The organism is Bacillus sp. FG16, from assembly GCF_057809515.1.
In genome coordinates this window covers 37,007-52,272 of record NZ_JBMDKC010000014.1, presented here as the reverse complement: position 1 = coordinate 52,272, position 15,266 = coordinate 37,007, and the positions used below count along the sequence as shown (strand labels likewise).

The following is a 15,266-nucleotide window of genomic DNA, read 5'->3' as shown; positions in this document are numbered from 1 at the left end:
ATAAATGAGAGCGGTGTCTTTAGACAGATTGTCCATTTTGTCCGTTTACTATAAAACGCTTTCATTTTAACATGAGTAGTAAGAAGAAGATTTCAAATATATCACAATATATTAAAGGAATTGAGGGAGAACTACAATGAAAAAGATTATAAACAAACCAGAAACATTAGTAATGGAAATGTGCAACGGAATGGTTATGGCTCATCCAGAGCTGGAGCTTTTGAAAAAATATAAAGTAATTAAGAAGAAAGAAATGAACGAAAATAAAGTAACGTTAATTAGCGGCGGCGGTAGTGGTCATGAGCCGGCACATGCAGGATTAGTCGGAAAAGGAATGTTAGATGCGGCAGTGTGCGGAGATGTGTTTGCGTCACCTTCACAAATTCAGGTTTATCAAGCAATTAAAGAAACAGCTAGTAAAAAAGGTACGTTATTAATTATTAAAAATTATAGCGGCGATATTATGAATTTCAAAAACGGTGCGCATTTAGCGACGGAAGATGGAATTGAAGTCGACTACGTAAAAGTGGACGATGATATTGCGGTAGAAGATAGCCTATATACAGTAGGACGCCGCGGCGTTGCGGGAGTTATTTTAGTTCATAAAATTGCCGGCGCAGCAGCGGAAGCAGGTATGGATTTAGGAGCGGTGAAAGCTGTAGCAGAAAAAGCAGCGGCTAACGTGCGCACAATCGGTTTAGCGTTAACGTCTTGTACAGTTCCAGCGAGTGGATCACCTACTTTCACACTTGCGGAAGATGAAATGGAATACGGCGTAGGTATTCACGGCGAACCAGGAATTAAGCGTGAAAAAATGCTGTCAGCAGATGAACTAGCTAACCGTATGACAAGTGATCTTATAAAAGATTTAGGAGTAAAAGATGGCGAGGAAATCGCACTTCTAGTTAACGGTTTTGGCGGAACACCACTGCAAGAACTTTACTTATTTAACAACGCCGTTACGAGAGAACTAGCAGCTAGAAACATTAAAATTAATAGAGTATTTGTTGGTAACTATATGACAAGTATTGATATGGCTGGTATGTCTTTAACTGTAATGAAGTTAGATGATGAGCTAAAAACATTACTATCTAAAGAATGTAATACACCAGCGTTTAAAGTAGATGGACCAGTTGAAAGTGTAGAGTACGTGAATGTACTTGAAGAGACAGAAGAGAAGGAAATTTCATTTGAAATAGAAACAGCGGAAGAGCACGCTGTTATTAAAAATAATGTCATTACATTAAACAACATGATTTATCTCGTTGATAAAATGAGCGATATTATTATTAAAAATGAAGTACCGTTTTGTGAGTTAGATACACATGCAGGTGACGGCGACTTCGGAATGAGTGTTGCAAAAGGATTTAAGCAATTAAAACGTGAGTGGCATTCTATTGTAGAACAAGAAAACGTAACGATCGGATCATTCCTTGACGGTTGCTCCATGATTATTATGGAACATTGCGGCGGCGCATCTGGTCCAATTTGGGGCGGAGCATTCCGCTCAGCTAGTAAAGCAGCAGGCGAAAAACGTGAGCTAACAGTGAAAGAATTCGCTGAAATGTTGCAAGCAGCACTGCAAGGCATACAATCTATCGGTGAAAGATCATTCGGTAGAGGAGCGGTAGTTGGTGACAAAACATTAGTTGACGCACTTGCTCCATGTGTAGACTCTTGGTTAGCTAGCGCTTCAAACGAAGAAGACATGAAAACTGCCTTTGAAAAAGGTGCAGAAGCAGCAGTTAAAGGAGCAGAGTACACGAAAGAAATCGTAGCTCGCATGGGCCGCGCTGGTACAGTTGGCGAAAGAAGTCTAGGATATCCAGATGCAGGTGCACATGCGCTTGGAGTTATCTTTACGGAGATTGCGGGTAGTTTGAAATAGTAATTAGAAAGTCCCTCTGCCTTAAGGTGGAGGGACTTTTATATAGTTGATTATATGTAGAAGACTTCTTTAGATGCTCTCCCTGTAAAATATGAGTTTGTTACTATTTTTGATAAAATCTTATTTCAAAACTACAACTAATATTTCTCAACATTAATATATTGAAAATAGTTAGAATATTTAAGATAATCATTTATGAAGAAATATATTATAAAAAAAGGGGGAATTTATTTTGTTACGTCGTTTATCTATTTGTACAGTACTAACAGCTTTTATATTTACTTTATTTACATTTAACGGCTCTGCTTTCGCGGCTACGAATGCTACTGAAAATCAAAATGTAGTAGCAGCTTGTGCAAAGGGAGGTACGGTAGGTGTATATGGTGCAAAGATGCGCAGTGGTTATACTGTCGATTCACCTGTCTTACATACATTTAATGATGGTACGAAAATTACTGGAACATGGGTAACTGGTGAATATGTTCAAGGTCATTACAGTAATTCTAAACAGTGGTTAAAAGTTACATATAAAGGGATGACAGGTTATGTATCCCATACAACATTATATAACGTTTGCTCATAAAACTATGTACCATAATAGCTTTGGATATATTGAGCTAATCTCTTCTAGAGATTAGTTCTTTTTTATCTCTTAGTTTTTAATGGGGCATTTTTTGAAAAAGACCAACGATTCATTAAATCGATGGTCTTACGTTTATATAGTATTCATTTGTATCTATATCAATTTTTTCATTGCTTTTTGCTTATTTTAGACTTAGTTTGTTTGTGATTGCAGCTTATCAATTTTCCAGTATGTTTGTAGAGGGTCTAAAGAGCTTTCAATATAAAACATATATTCATCTGCGGTACGTGGTACTTCAAAAGCTATTTTCAATTCTACCGTTTCATTTGGTTTAACTTGTATATCAGAAGGGTTTTGATCAAGTACCTTTCCTTTATAGATCTTTCCGTCTTTTTCATCTTTTAAGTTATATTTTAATTCTGATAGTCCAATCGTTTGCCCTCGTACATTTTTTACAGAGACATTAACAATGGCGGAATCGTTGCTAGCATTTAAATATGCACTTTGAACAGCGGCCAAGTAATAGCCTCCCTTAACACTCTCGCCAACTAATAAAATACCTTGTTCCAAGCGGCTCATCTCTTCTTTTTCTTCAAAATTTATTAATTCTTCATTTTCATTTTTTGCGGTTGGTTCTTCTATTGGACCATTTTCAACGGTACTATCTGTTTTATCTTGTGTGCAAGCAGTCGTAACACTGACTAATACTAGAATGAAAGTAAGTAATATAGATAATTTTCTCATAAAATTTATCTGTCTCCTTAAGTTTCTCAATTTTGTACAACTATACATATAAGATTAACATAATGTCTCATTATTGGCTCAAAATAGGGGATCTTTTAGACGTCTTATTCTTTTTACTTTTAATATACATTCGATTGGTTCTCGCGATATTTGTTAATCTTTTAAAACATTGGCTTAGTAATAACGAGGGTTATTATAGATATATTAATCATATAATTTGTCCATATCAAAATGAACGTTTTTTGCATCTAATATATTATAAATATATTTTATTTTGAAAGGATGTGATTATATGGCTCATAAATCTACTGGAGTGTTTCGAGTTCCAGTTTCTGAAAATGGGATTATTCCAACTGCTCTCAACATTATGCTAAACAATGATTCACGTTGCCATACTAGTAATGTAACGGTAACTGTTAAGAGAAGTCGAAACACTTTTTTTCCAACTCAAAATGAATTAGTTGAAATCTCTCGTACTTTTGTTTCTTTAGAACCAAACAGAACAACTAAAATTGTGTTGTTTACTCCAGAATTCCAAATAGAAGATTTTCTTGATGTCATCATTAGTGGAAATAAAGAGGATGTTAAGGATGTTCTTGTATATTCTTTCTTAGCAGATTCAGTAGGTCATAATCTGTCATCTACTGTTTTCAGAAATGCAGAATACACTTTTGCTTGCTGACACCGTGATGATGTATTCTTTACTGTCGTATATCTGAATTAAAATGTTGCAAGTAGCACTTCAAGGCATATAATCTATCGTTGAAAGATCATTCGGCAGAGGAGCGGTAGTTGGTGAAAGAAGTTTAGGATATCCAGATGCAGGTGCACATACGCTTGGGGTTATCTTTACGGAAATTTTAGGTAGTTTGAAATAGAAATTAAAAGATCCCTTCTACCTTAAGGTGGAGGGGGTTTCTTAATATTGTTTTTTAATATATATTGCTAAATATGTTCCAATAATTCATTCTATTGTATTGAGAATAATGTCATCTACATCAAAAAAACGGCTTATAAAAGGAACTAGTATTTGAAGGAGTTTCACCTCAAACATACTCCTATGCATATAGGTATGTTTGAGGTGGATTTATTAACGAATTTTATATATAGCATGAATGAAAATGGGATAAATAAAACAATGTTTCCTATTATGTTTTTAAGAATTAATTGAGCAGGTTCTTGTAAAAATAAAGAAAAGACACCAAAAGGTGCCTTCTGCCAACTTAAATTATTTTAATATTAGCGTTTTAAGTTTAAAAGCTATAGGGATTTTTTCTGTGGGATTTGTAAGTAGTTTTTACGAAATTATGAGTGTTTTTTATTTTGTAATTCAATAAGTTCATCTGGTAGCATTTTTGTATAATATTCTTTTTCTGTTAGTTCAAATATAAATAATGCTTTTTTCCAGTTATAAATAACATCTTCTACATTATGTTGTTTAATTTTTAATAACAACTGACCTTTTAAATAGAATAGTTCACCTAATAGGTATAACGTATTTAGATTAATTGCTAATTTGATGCCCTTATCAATGTATTTTATTGCCTCTTCATGTTGATATGTGAAGTCCAAAGATTTTGCTAAATTTAACATGATTTTCAACTTAATTTCTTTATCTCTAGGAAAATCTAACTTATTAAAATTACTTAAACATCTTTTTAATATATTAATACTTTTTTCATATTCTTTATTTTCCGCATAAAATATAGCCATTGTTTGCATAATATCTATTTCTCTTTCTGATAAAAAATCAGAATTAGTTAAAGTCAGTTTTAATGCATTATTTAGAAAATCTAAAGCAGTTTTTAATGATTTATCCACCATAAATATAGCAATTGCTTCATGCCATATTAGAAATTGTTTCTCTTCTTTTGTTTGAAAATTATTTAAGTTTTTCTCTTTTTTCACTATTTCATAAAGTTCTTTATATTGTTTTTGCTTTAAGCAATCTTTTATTACGTATTTTACATTTTCTACATATTTTAATCTTTTATTTTGAGTTAGTGCAAATATGTTATTCGGATCAATACCAAGTCTTTCTGATAATTGATATAACAATATACTAGATGGATAAATCATACCTTTTTCAATCTTGCTAATTTGACTTTGTGAACATATTCCATGACATAATTCGGATTGTGATATATTTTTTTTAATTCTAAGTTCTTTAATGGTAATACCCAAATCGTTAAATTCCATTTTTCCACCTACTATTTAGCACTTTATTAATATAAGAACATTCTCTAACCTTAATGTAATGTAAAATTAATATAGTTGCAATTATTGTTTTAAAGGGCTTATCGTTTCTATAAGATGGTGAGATTTTTTTATGTACAAAAAAGACACCAAAAGGTGCCTTTCGCCGACTTGGACCACGTTCATTTAATATAAACCTATCTGTATTTTCACATGCTTCTCTAATCCCTCTATTTTACATTTGATAAAATAAAATCCTAATATTACCAATAATTAAATAAATATTTCTACATGTTCAAGATATTTACATAAATTACAAAAATGATACATTTAAGTTGTAAGCTATAAAAACTATTAAAGGGGGATTTATTATGTTCAAGAAATTAGTAGTAGGGCTATTGGCAACAGGTATTGCATTAACAGGAGGAATTGGGGCAGCTTCAGCTGATACGCAAAAAGCTGTGAGCTCTCCGAAGCAAGCAACATGCTCAATTCCTTATGAGTATTCTAATGGTAAATTCAAAAGAACTCTTTATTACTCAAATGGAGTATATGCTAATAGTTTTAATGAAAATGTTTGTGGCGGGACGATTACGTGGTATTTAAAACATGTTCAAAATGGAGTTGCTTTTTACGAAGGTAATTTAAAATAGTAGATTTTTTGAACCTCATTTATTGAGGTTCTTTTATTTTTAGTTTTTAAACTGATTCTCTATAAAAAAGACACCCTAAGGTGCCTTTTTGCGATTTGATCCATTGTAATATGGTATTGAATGCCAGTCCGATTATTATTTTACCATGTTAAGTAGTTTCGGTTATTGAGAAAAAATACAACTCATTGTTTGAATGCAAAAAAGCCCTAGGGGGACTAGGACTTTTTGCTAGAATGAATAAGATTTAAAAAAGGACTTATATAACGTAACATATGAATGTTTCGTAAATGTATCAAAAAAGTGAACAAAAGCGTTAATTTTAATAAAAAAAGCTCCGCGATAAAAGTTGCGGAGCTTCATAAGGTCGAGTTATGTCGTACTCACAAGGGATTTTAACATGAATGTTGTGGTAAAAATACTGGTAAATTTATCCCATAATACCCCCACTGATTAGAGTTTCACTTCATTCGAAGGAATTCATATTTTATAAATTAGATTATGATAGTTGATATTCTCCATATTGACCAGAAAAGAACTAAAAATTCTAGTGAAATTCCAAGTGTTCGTTTCCTAGTTTTTTGAAATTCTTTTATTAAATAGCCAACAGCACTAATTGCTATAAGAATGAAAAGAATAAGTTCGAGTGTAACTGGCATTTTATCTACCCCTAATACATTAATTTGTTATATAGAGATTATAAGATATTTTTACGGCTAGTAGTGAAAAATTTAATAAAACTATCTCTAATGGAGTTTTGTTTGAACTTCTAAAAGAATTTGTGAAAACCATTGTACGTAAAGTTTCTGCGTATGTTTTTAGGAAACAAATTTTAGAAAAAGATAACAAAAAACCCGCTCCTCGTCGCCGTTGTAAGCAAAAGGGTGGATATAATGTACAAAAGAAAAGACATCCAAAGGTGCTTTACTCCGACTTGATAACAACATTTTATGTATTAAAGGTCATCAAAAAATGTTGTATTTGAAAAACGTGACGTTTCATCGATATATTTTAAATCAAATATAATTATATATTGAATATAAAATTTAAAAGTTGGTGGGAATAATAAAATGCATAAAATCCTTATTAAAAAAGAAGCCCTAGGATTAGGGGGCTAGAGCTTCCTATGTTGGTATATCTCGCACAACATTATAAAAAGAAAAGAACTTAATGAAGATAACAGAGAAATGTTTCGTAGATTTATCAAAAAAGTGAACAAAATAGTTATTTTAAAAAGAAGAGCAACTAGCAAAAATTAGATACTGATGTATAAGAAAGGAATAGATTAATAATTTAATATAAAAAATACAAAATATGCAATATTGCATATTTTGTATTTCGTATTACATTGAACCCAATCATGCCTTGAATGGAGAGGGTTTAAAAGAAATATAGTAATCTAAATTGCTTACCAACCTATATGGTAAATTATAGATAAATAAAGAAATTTATGTTAATGTACTTATGGCGATATATTGTTATAAAAAGTGAGAGGTGAAAAATTTATATGTTTAAAAAAGGCATATCATTGCTATTAATTCTCATTTTATCTATTTCTACATTTAGTATGGTAACTCACGCTGCTAGTAATTCAGAATATGTGAATCAATCATTCTATGGGTATAAGGAACCATCTTTTAATTCAGCTAAAACAAATGGCGGAGCAGAGTATGGTGCTCAAAATGTAGGAGTTATGGAAAAAAGAGATAATGGCTGGTGGAAGATTGAAACATGGGAAGGTCCAGTTTGGATTAACTTGAATGGGGAAGAACGTGTCATGGGAGATTTCTATGGATATGATGAACCTTCCTTCTCATCAAAAGTTGCAAATGCTGGAGCTCAGTACGGGCGACAAACATTTAGAATAGTAGATGGAACGACAGATGGTTGGCTTAAATTTAAGACGTGGGAAGGCGAAAAATGGATGAATCCTACGGTTCAACAAATTACCGTCAACAAAACAATTTATGCATATAATGAACCTTCGTTTAACGCGACAAAAGCAAATAATGGGTCGCCACATAATCCACAAAATTGGAGAGTATTAGAACAAAAAGACAATGGCTGGATGAAGGTAAGTACTTATGAAGGGCATAAATGGATTAATCCAGATGGAGAAGAAAGATTCATAAACAAATCATTCTATGCGTATAACGAAGCTTCATTTAATGCAGCAAAAGCAAACGCTGGAGCATTATATAGTCCACAGAATTTTAGAGTTGTGGATGGGACAACTAGTGGATGGTTAAAGGTTAAAACATGGGAAGGCGAGAAATGGATGAATCTAGATGGAGAAGAAAGATTTATAAATAAATCTTTCTATGCGTATAACGAACCTTCATTTAGTTCAACAAAAGCAAACGCTGGAGCATTATATAGTCCACAGAATTTTAGAATAATAGATGGAACAACTAGTGGATGGTTGAAAATTAAAACGTGGGAAGGCGACAAGTGGATTAATCTAAATCAAACGGATTCTGGTAATTCTGGAGTGGTTGACCTTGCTTTAAAACAATTAGGAAAACCATATGTATTTGGAAATAGTGGACCTAATTCATTTGATTGTAGCGGCTTTATTTATTATGTATTTAAAAATAATGGATACAATATTGGAAGAACAAGTGTAGCTGGATATTGGGGAATGGTTACAAAAATAAGTGATCCTCAACCAGGAGATTTAGTATTCTTACAGAATACATATAAAGCGGGTCCTTCTCATTTAGGAATATATTTAGGGAATGGTGAATATATTCATGCTGCTGACGAAACAACAGGTGTAATTAAAAGTAAGATAAATAGTCCATACACTCAAAAGCATTTCTTGGGGTATGCTAGATTTTCAAAATAATTAAATTGGATTCAATAAAAGACAGTTATCTACGGATAGCTGTCTTTTTATTATTTGTGTTGGTTTGACTACTTATATATTCAAAAGAAAAACAACATAATATTAATACGGAAAAATATATTAATATGAATTTTTGCATATTTTAAAATTCAATATATCCATCAAAAACTTTTAATTGTATAATATATTTTGTCATATTTTTAGATTTTTCGACATAAACCAACAAAAATAGAGAGCGTATTGGGAGAAGACATTATGTATACAAAACTATTAAAATCAATTACATCATTATCACTTATTGGTGGTGCGTTGTTATATACAAATGGCAGCGATGTGAAAGCTGCTGAAGTGGGTGTTTTTTCTGATGTACCGACATCACATTGGTCATATCCTGCGATTAAAGATTTAGCGAGTAAGAATATTATTTCCGGTTATGGAAATGGGATATTTGGTTTTGGAGATGTTGCGACAAGGGAGCAAGTTGCGGCTTTAATTTATCGAGTGTTAGTACCGAATAAACAAGGCGGTTCGTTTAGTAATGATGGAACTCGTTACGTATTAAAGGATGGGTCTACGTTTAAAAATCCTTACGGTGATATTAATCAAAGTTCTACAATGTTTCCAGAAGAGGTATTAACTTTAACGAATTTAGGAGTTTTTAAAGGTGATGAAAATGGCCAATTTAGACCGAAAGCTTCTGTGAGTCGTGCGGAAATGGCACAAATTCTTACAAATGCTTTCCATCTTGCGGCAAAACAAAAACATACCTTTAAGGATGTTCCAAATCCATTTTGGGCAGAAAACGCAATTAGTGCAGTGCAGTCAAATGGAATCGCAGATGGCACAGGGAACGGGAATTTTGAACCGTATGGTACAGTAACACGTGAACAGTATGCGCAGTTTTTATATAAAACTTTGAAGTATAAAAATGCTGATGTGAAAGACACAGGAGATGCGGCATTATTAACAGCTTTTAAAGAGGAAGTACAAAAGCGTATTAATACGTATGAAACGACTATTACACTTCCATATAAAACGAAAAATAATAATACAGACGAAGTGATGAATACACTTTTTAACGCATATAAAGAAGTTGCAAGTAAAAATGAGTATACAAATTATAATAGATCGAATGTTTCATATGGACTTTCTGGATCACCTGGAAATTATACATTTACGCTTAAGATTACATATCGTGAAACGAAAGAACAGACGGAATATGTCATGAAACAAGCGAAAGCAATCGTTTCTTCTATTACTCAAATTGGAATGGATGATCACGAAAAAGTGAAGGCGATTCATGATTACGTAGTAAAACATGTTTCTTATGATACGTCTTATAAAGCTTACACAGCATATGAAGCACTTGTAAATCGTTCTGCGGTTTGCCAAGGTTACGCACTATTAACTTATCAATTATTAAAGGAAGCAGGAATTGAAAATCATTTCGTGACAGGAACTGGGGACGGACAACCTCATGCTTGGAATTTAGTGAAAATCGAAAACAAATGGTATCACCTTGATACAACATTCGATGATCCGGTTCCAGATGAGCAGGGCCGCGTAACGTATTCGTATTTCAATTTATCAGATGAACAAATCGCAAGAAATCATGAGTGGAATCGCGGAGACTATCCGCAAGCTACAACAAATTATTATAGTACACTGACAAACAAAATTGCGGCAGGTAGTACGAAAACGCCTGCATATCAGCAAATATTAAAAGATACAAAGTTAAACTATTTAGGAAATGAATATATCGTAAACAACTATACTGAATTAAAAAATAAAATGCAGCAGCGTTATAGTGCGAAACCAGAGAAAATTGAAGTGCTGTACAAGCAATCAATGAATGGTGCACTGCAAGATGTGAAAAAGGCAATTGGCGAAATCGATTATCCGCAAGGGGCAAATCGAGTTTCTTATAAAGCGGAGCCTTACAATGCGAAAGAAGGGTATTCTTTAGTGACAATTACGTTTACGTATTAAGAATGAGAAAAAGCATCTGTTTCAGATGCTTTTTTTTATTATATTGATTCGACAAAATATGACAGGTGAAAGCGGATTGGTCTGTTATGATAATTTTTGAAATTTTACATTTTGGAGGATTAATCATGAATAAAAAGAAGATTTTCGCTGCGTTAATAGGAATTGTAGCCTTATTTATAATTATTAATGTAGTTGTTACGAAAGAGAAAACGACATCAACCAGTGAAAAAATGTACTCTGAGAAAGAATATAATAAATTAGTAGATGAACATTTTGAAGAGACGCAAAAGTTGAAAAGTGATATGAGTGTGTTAGAAACTGAAAAAAAATCTCTTGATGAGCAAGTGAAGAAGTTAAAAGATGAGTTAGCGAAAAAAGAGCAACAAGTAGCGCAGCAGCCGGTTCAACAAGAACAACCAAAGCAAGAACCACAACAACCAGCACCAGCGCAACAGCCGGAAAAGAAAGAAGAGCCAAAACCGGAACAACCTACTGGAGCATTCGAAAACCCTATGAAAAGCATAAACAAAACAGATGCAATGAACAAAGTGAAAGAAAAAGCGAAGCAAGACTTCCAAGATGACTATATGACACAAAACTTTGTTGCGGAGGAACAATCAAAAGCATTTGATTTCTTAAACGGAGTAGAGATTAAATCACAAGAAGAATTGAACGTGATGAAGAAGGCATTGGGAGATTTTCCTAACGACTTTATGACCGCGAAGTTTGTTTATGAAGAGCAAATGAAGGCGAAGAATAAGCAAGGGTAAAACAAAAACGCTATCTTTTAAAAAGGTAGCGTTTTTGTTTTGGGTTATAAAGTTATTCCTACATTTGACATGTACAGTCTGACTGTATAAAATGAAACTATTCAGTTGAACTATATAGTTTAGCTATATACTTATCGTTACATTGGAGGTCTTTATGAATAGAGATAAAAATTTACCATTAACGGAAACAACGTATTACGTTCTTTTAGCTTTATTAGAACCAGCCCATGGTTATTTAATTATGCAAAAGGTAGAGGAACTGAGTAATCATCAAGTGAAAATCGCAGCGGGTACACTGTATGGCGCGGTTGAAAATTTATTAAAACAAGGATTAATAGAATCAGTAAAAAGTGAAGATAAACGAAGAAAAGTGTATGTCATTACGGAACGAGGGAAAGAAGTATTACACTTAGACTTTATGAGAATGCAGCATATTATTGCGGTTACAAAAAGTTTATTACACGTATAGTTAGGGGGAAATGATGATGTGGAGATTGAAATTCTTTTTAGATTTTGAGAAAGAGGAAAAATGGTTAGAAGAGATGGCTTGGAAAGGTTATCAACTAGAAAGTAATACATTTGGTTATACATTTAGATATACAGAACCGGAAGATGCGACGATTAAAATAGACCATAGAGTATTTAGTAGAAAAAGTGATTTTATTAATTACTGCACATTATTTGAAGATAGTGGCTGGGAGCATATAGCTGGTAATCGGTGGTCAGGTACGCAATATTTTAAAAAGGTAGATGAAGAAAGTGAAGATGACATTTTTTCAGATCCAATGTCACGGGCAGGGAAGTATAAGCGTCTATCTAAAACATTTTTAGAATTAGCAATCTGTTATTTGCCGATATTATTTTTATTTATGTATAGTAATACAATGAATTTAGGAGCCTTTGTAAATCCGAAAGAACTATACTTGACGCCAGGATTATGGGATAAGCAAGGTGTATCATTTCTATGGTCATTCTTATTTGAAACGCCATTTGCATTAATGAGAGGACTTTTTTTGACATTTATCCCCGTTGCGACATGTATGTTTTTCGTTTGCTCGTATAAAGCGAATCGATTGTATGAAGAGAGAAGATGATAGGAGAAATCCCCTTAAAGTAGATGCTTTGAGGGTTTTTTAATGTATAAATAGGGAATTTGGTAATCATTAGCATTAATTCCTTTTTGTTTATGTTTAAATATGATATCATTTTGATAATATTCCTTAGGAGGATGATTATCATTAATATACTTTTAGGTATTATTGGAGCAATTGTTTTACTTGCCTTTGTTATCCATCCAGGAGTCCCAGACAAACGTGTCCCTCTACAAAATAAACTTGCAGTAATCCTTCCATTGATTGTTATAGCCGGTTTAATTTCTTTATATATATAATTAAAACAAGAATAACATTAAGATAGGTAGAGAAGTATATATCTGCTTTTCTACCTATGCGTAGTTTAATAAAAATGCTCATCAACATTTTCACTACTATTGTTCTTTTGTTAATTGCTGCATGGACTACAAAATGAACTAATACAGAGGGCCAGCATAAATAAATTATTGTATTTCTCAATAAATAAAACAACTTAACGTGGTAAAATAATAGTTGGACGGGAGTCCAATACATATTATTAAAATTAAGATGGTTCAAGTCGGAGGAAGGCACCTTAGGGTGTCTATTCTTTTTTATAAAAAGAAAATTGTACGTTTAGACGCATTTTAAATACAAAATAACCGATTCCTTATACGTTAAGAAACCGGTTATTTATTTCCCTACTTTTTTAGAGAGCTTTTTCTTATAATGGTCTTAAATCATAAATAAAAGATAGAGTAAAAACTATATAAGAAATAAAAGTCACGAAAACAAGAAAACATATAAACTGAGAATTAGATACATATTGTTCTATTCTTTGTTTCATGTTAATTCGCATTATTTTTCAAATGTGAAGTATCAATTGGAATTTGAGCTTTCCAAGATCCAATTATTTTTCCAATTCTAGTTATATTTACGTCTAAAGTAAGGGGCTGTTTAAAAGCGTCTTTTCCTTTAGAATCTATAACAAATGTAGCAACACCTTCAGGTTTATCATTATCACGAATGCCTACATCATTTAATTTTTTACCTGCTGCCATAAGTTCAAAAGGAAGACGATCATCTGAATCATGGATAAATGATAGTCTCCCGTCATTTTTAATCTCAGGGTTTTCTTCTTGTTGTCCATTAATTTTACCATCACTTTCAAGATCTAATCCTGATGTATCAAATTCGAATGGTACTAAACTTCCGTCAGCTTTTTCCATTCTATAATGAACTGATATACGTGAATCTGCGATAAATAATTCTTTGAGATGTACAGTAATACTTTGATCTGTAATTTTTTCATCAATAGGAATATATTTACCATTCTTCATCATATCTTGTATGACACCATTTTCATCTCCTATTCCTTCATTTACAACTTTATCATTTGTAATTGCATCAGAAAAATATGAAGCAACATTTGTAGCCGCTACTTGTACTTGTGGAATCATTGCTGTTGTGAAAAGTGCTGCTGCAGCTACTGCTGTATAAATGAAACGTTTTGATTTTTTACTCATGTTTGTAAAGATTCCCTTCTTTTGTTGCTTTTTGTGATTTATATTAGAAACATTGTCTAACTTGGAACGACTTTCAAATGTTTTCCATGCTTGTTCTATATCAATTTTGATTTCTTGTGGTGAATTTGCAGATTCTTCATCTAGCATTACGTTTTCCCATTGATTTAATTTACTAATTTCTATTAATAAATCTTGGCATGCTTCACATGTATCTAGGTGCTTTGTGAATTCCTTTCTTATATCATGAGAAAGTTCTCCATCAATATATGTTTGAATAAACCCGATATCATAACATTTCATTTGTTATGCCTCCTCCATTTGTTTATAAATCTTGCGAAATTTCATTTTGGCTCGGACTAATAATGTTCCAATAGAAGATATTTCAATTTGAAGTACTTCTGCAATTTCTTTATATTGAAAACCAGAGAATTTCATTAGTAAAAGGGTTCGTTCTCGATCATTCATTTTATTTAGTATCGTTTGGACCTTTGTAATTTCTTCTTTTCTTATCCAATCATCGTCTAATGATGAAACATTTTGTACTTCATGGTATTGGATTTCTTTATCAATCTTCGCTTGTTGCCTTTTTTCAGATCGAAAATGGTTATAGGCTACATAAGTAGAAGATTTAATCAACCATCCAGGTATGTTTTCAATTCCTTTCCAATCGCTACGATATAATTGTAAAAATACTTCTTGCGCTAACTCTTCAGCGATAGATTGATCTTTAACAATCCAGATGATTTGTTTCACAGCGTAAGCATAGTACTGCTTAAATAAATCTTCAAAGGTCATATCAGAAGCATGACTTTCTTCATTTTCTATGGTTAACATGTTCGTTTAAACCTCACTTTCAATTTGATACCTGTATTATAGAGAAACCAGAAAAACAGATTTTGTGACAGTTTTTCTGGATATTTTTTTATATTTTTTATTATGTACTAAAAAAGCATTCATCTGATTAAAAGATAAATGAAAACATAAAAACTATAACTCTTGCAG

Annotated in this window: 15 protein-coding genes; 11 read left to right on the top strand and 4 right to left on the bottom strand. The window is 32.4% G+C overall.

Annotated features, from left to right (window positions below; all coding sequences use genetic code 11):
• Positions 1 to 136: 136 nt before the first annotated feature.
• Positions 137 to 1,888 carry a dihydroxyacetone kinase subunit DhaK gene (dhaK, locus tag ACODS7_RS07855; RefSeq protein ID WP_243168366.1) on the top strand — a complete coding sequence of 584 codons (1,752 nt, stop codon included), beginning with the start codon at positions 137 to 139 and terminating at the stop codon, positions 1,886 to 1,888.
• 232 nt (positions 1,889 to 2,120) lie between these two features.
• Complete coding sequence (locus ACODS7_RS07850; protein WP_000946193.1) at positions 2,121 to 2,471, top strand: SH3 domain-containing protein; 351 nt, start codon at positions 2,121 to 2,123, stop codon at positions 2,469 to 2,471.
• A gap of 192 nt (positions 2,472 to 2,663) precedes the next feature.
• On the opposite strand, the gene ACODS7_RS07845 is transcribed toward ACODS7_RS07850, so the two are convergent.
• The gene (locus ACODS7_RS07845; RefSeq protein ID WP_226602445.1) at positions 2,664 to 3,215 is read right to left on the bottom strand and encodes a DUF4352 domain-containing protein; all 552 of its coding nucleotides are present in this window, start codon (positions 3,213 to 3,215) and stop codon (positions 2,664 to 2,666) included.
• Between the two features lie 292 nt (positions 3,216 to 3,507).
• On the opposite strand from ACODS7_RS07845, the gene ACODS7_RS07840 reads away from it, so the two are divergent.
• Both ACODS7_RS07840 and ACODS7_RS07835 read left to right on the top strand, forming a co-directional pair.
• On the top strand, positions 3,508 to 3,897 hold the full coding sequence (locus ACODS7_RS07840; protein ID WP_016082634.1) for a hypothetical protein: 390 nt from the start codon (positions 3,508 to 3,510) through the stop codon (positions 3,895 to 3,897).
• 76 nt (positions 3,898 to 3,973) lie between these two features.
• Positions 3,974 to 4,093, top strand: coding sequence for a DAK2 domain-containing protein (locus ACODS7_RS07835; protein ID WP_071713771.1), 120 nt, complete (start codon positions 3,974 to 3,976; stop codon positions 4,091 to 4,093).
• A gap of 427 nt (positions 4,094 to 4,520) precedes the next feature.
• On the opposite strand, the gene ACODS7_RS07830 is transcribed toward ACODS7_RS07835, so the two are convergent.
• On the bottom strand, positions 4,521 to 5,414 hold the full coding sequence (locus ACODS7_RS07830; protein WP_016082633.1) for a helix-turn-helix domain-containing protein: 894 nt from the start codon (positions 5,412 to 5,414) through the stop codon (positions 4,521 to 4,523).
• A gap of 368 nt (positions 5,415 to 5,782) precedes the next feature.
• Between ACODS7_RS07830 and ACODS7_RS07825 the strand changes: the two genes are divergently transcribed.
• From ACODS7_RS07825 to ACODS7_RS07795, 7 genes are all read left to right on the top strand, one after another.
• The gene (locus ACODS7_RS07825; RefSeq protein WP_000473837.1) at positions 5,783 to 6,064 is read left to right on the top strand and encodes an LCI fold-containing protein; all 282 of its coding nucleotides are present in this window, start codon (positions 5,783 to 5,785) and stop codon (positions 6,062 to 6,064) included.
• A gap of 1,504 nt (positions 6,065 to 7,568) precedes the next feature.
• Positions 7,569 to 8,909 (top strand): C40 family peptidase, encoded by a 1,341-nt coding sequence (locus tag ACODS7_RS07820; RefSeq protein ID WP_243168367.1) that lies wholly within the window; start codon positions 7,569 to 7,571, stop codon positions 8,907 to 8,909.
• Positions 8,910 to 9,164: 255 nt separating this feature from the next.
• Positions 9,165 to 10,898, top strand: coding sequence for an S-layer homology domain-containing protein (locus ACODS7_RS07815; RefSeq protein ID WP_224980763.1), 1,734 nt, complete (start codon positions 9,165 to 9,167; stop codon positions 10,896 to 10,898).
• 125 nt (positions 10,899 to 11,023) lie between these two features.
• Complete coding sequence (locus ACODS7_RS07810; protein ID WP_050842749.1) at positions 11,024 to 11,668, top strand: hypothetical protein; 645 nt, start codon at positions 11,024 to 11,026, stop codon at positions 11,666 to 11,668.
• A gap of 154 nt (positions 11,669 to 11,822) precedes the next feature.
• Positions 11,823 to 12,137, top strand: a complete 315-nt coding sequence (locus ACODS7_RS07805) for a PadR family transcriptional regulator (protein WP_001078063.1) — start codon at positions 11,823 to 11,825, stop codon at positions 12,135 to 12,137.
• Between the two features lie 13 nt (positions 12,138 to 12,150).
• Positions 12,151 to 12,762: a DUF2812 domain-containing protein gene (locus tag ACODS7_RS07800; protein WP_002100804.1), complete on the top strand. Its 612-nt coding sequence runs from the start codon at positions 12,151 to 12,153 to the stop codon at positions 12,760 to 12,762.
• Between the two features lie 134 nt (positions 12,763 to 12,896).
• Complete coding sequence (locus ACODS7_RS07795) at positions 12,897 to 13,058, top strand: hypothetical protein (RefSeq protein ID WP_000583951.1); 162 nt, start codon at positions 12,897 to 12,899, stop codon at positions 13,056 to 13,058.
• Between the two features lie 528 nt (positions 13,059 to 13,586).
• On the opposite strand, the gene ACODS7_RS07790 is transcribed toward ACODS7_RS07795, so the two are convergent.
• Together ACODS7_RS07790 and ACODS7_RS07785 are read right to left on the bottom strand one after the other, a co-directional pair.
• A complete protein-coding gene (locus ACODS7_RS07790; protein WP_000650404.1) occupies positions 13,587 to 14,564 on the bottom strand; it encodes a DUF4179 domain-containing protein in 978 nt (325 codons plus the stop codon).
• A 3-nt stretch (positions 14,565 to 14,567) separates the two neighbouring features.
• Positions 14,568 to 15,098, bottom strand: coding sequence for an RNA polymerase sigma factor SigX (locus tag ACODS7_RS07785; RefSeq protein WP_000955505.1), 531 nt, complete (start codon positions 15,096 to 15,098; stop codon positions 14,568 to 14,570).
• Positions 15,099 to 15,266: the final 168 nt, after the last annotated feature.

What these genes read in the sequence shown, in the direction of transcription:
- dhaK (WP_243168366.1), top strand. Translation starts at nt 137, where the DNA reads ATGAAAAAGATTATAAACAAACCAGAAACATTAGTAATGGAAATGTGC.
- ACODS7_RS07845 (WP_226602445.1), bottom strand. Translation starts at nt 3,215, where the DNA reads ATGAGAAAATTATCTATATTACTTACTTTCATTCTAGTATTAGTCAGT.
- ACODS7_RS07840 (WP_016082634.1), top strand. Translation starts at nt 3,508, where the DNA reads ATGGCTCATAAATCTACTGGAGTGTTTCGAGTTCCAGTTTCTGAAAAT.
- ACODS7_RS07830 (WP_016082633.1), bottom strand. Translation starts at nt 5,414, where the DNA reads ATGGAATTTAACGATTTGGGTATTACCATTAAAGAACTTAGAATTAAA.
- ACODS7_RS07825 (WP_000473837.1), top strand. Translation starts at nt 5,783, where the DNA reads ATGTTCAAGAAATTAGTAGTAGGGCTATTGGCAACAGGTATTGCATTA.
- ACODS7_RS07820 (WP_243168367.1), top strand. Translation starts at nt 7,569, where the DNA reads ATGTTTAAAAAAGGCATATCATTGCTATTAATTCTCATTTTATCTATT.
- ACODS7_RS07815 (WP_224980763.1), top strand. Translation starts at nt 9,165, where the DNA reads ATGTATACAAAACTATTAAAATCAATTACATCATTATCACTTATTGGT.
- ACODS7_RS07810 (WP_050842749.1), top strand. Translation starts at nt 11,024, where the DNA reads ATGAATAAAAAGAAGATTTTCGCTGCGTTAATAGGAATTGTAGCCTTA.
- ACODS7_RS07805 (WP_001078063.1), top strand. Translation starts at nt 11,823, where the DNA reads ATGAATAGAGATAAAAATTTACCATTAACGGAAACAACGTATTACGTT.
- ACODS7_RS07800 (WP_002100804.1), top strand. Translation starts at nt 12,151, where the DNA reads ATGATGTGGAGATTGAAATTCTTTTTAGATTTTGAGAAAGAGGAAAAA.
- ACODS7_RS07795 (WP_000583951.1), top strand. Translation starts at nt 12,897, where the DNA reads ATGATTATCATTAATATACTTTTAGGTATTATTGGAGCAATTGTTTTA.
- ACODS7_RS07790 (WP_000650404.1), bottom strand. Translation starts at nt 14,564, where the DNA reads ATGAAATGTTATGATATCGGGTTTATTCAAACATATATTGATGGAGAA.
- ACODS7_RS07785 (WP_000955505.1), bottom strand. Translation starts at nt 15,098, where the DNA reads ATGTTAACCATAGAAAATGAAGAAAGTCATGCTTCTGATATGACCTTT.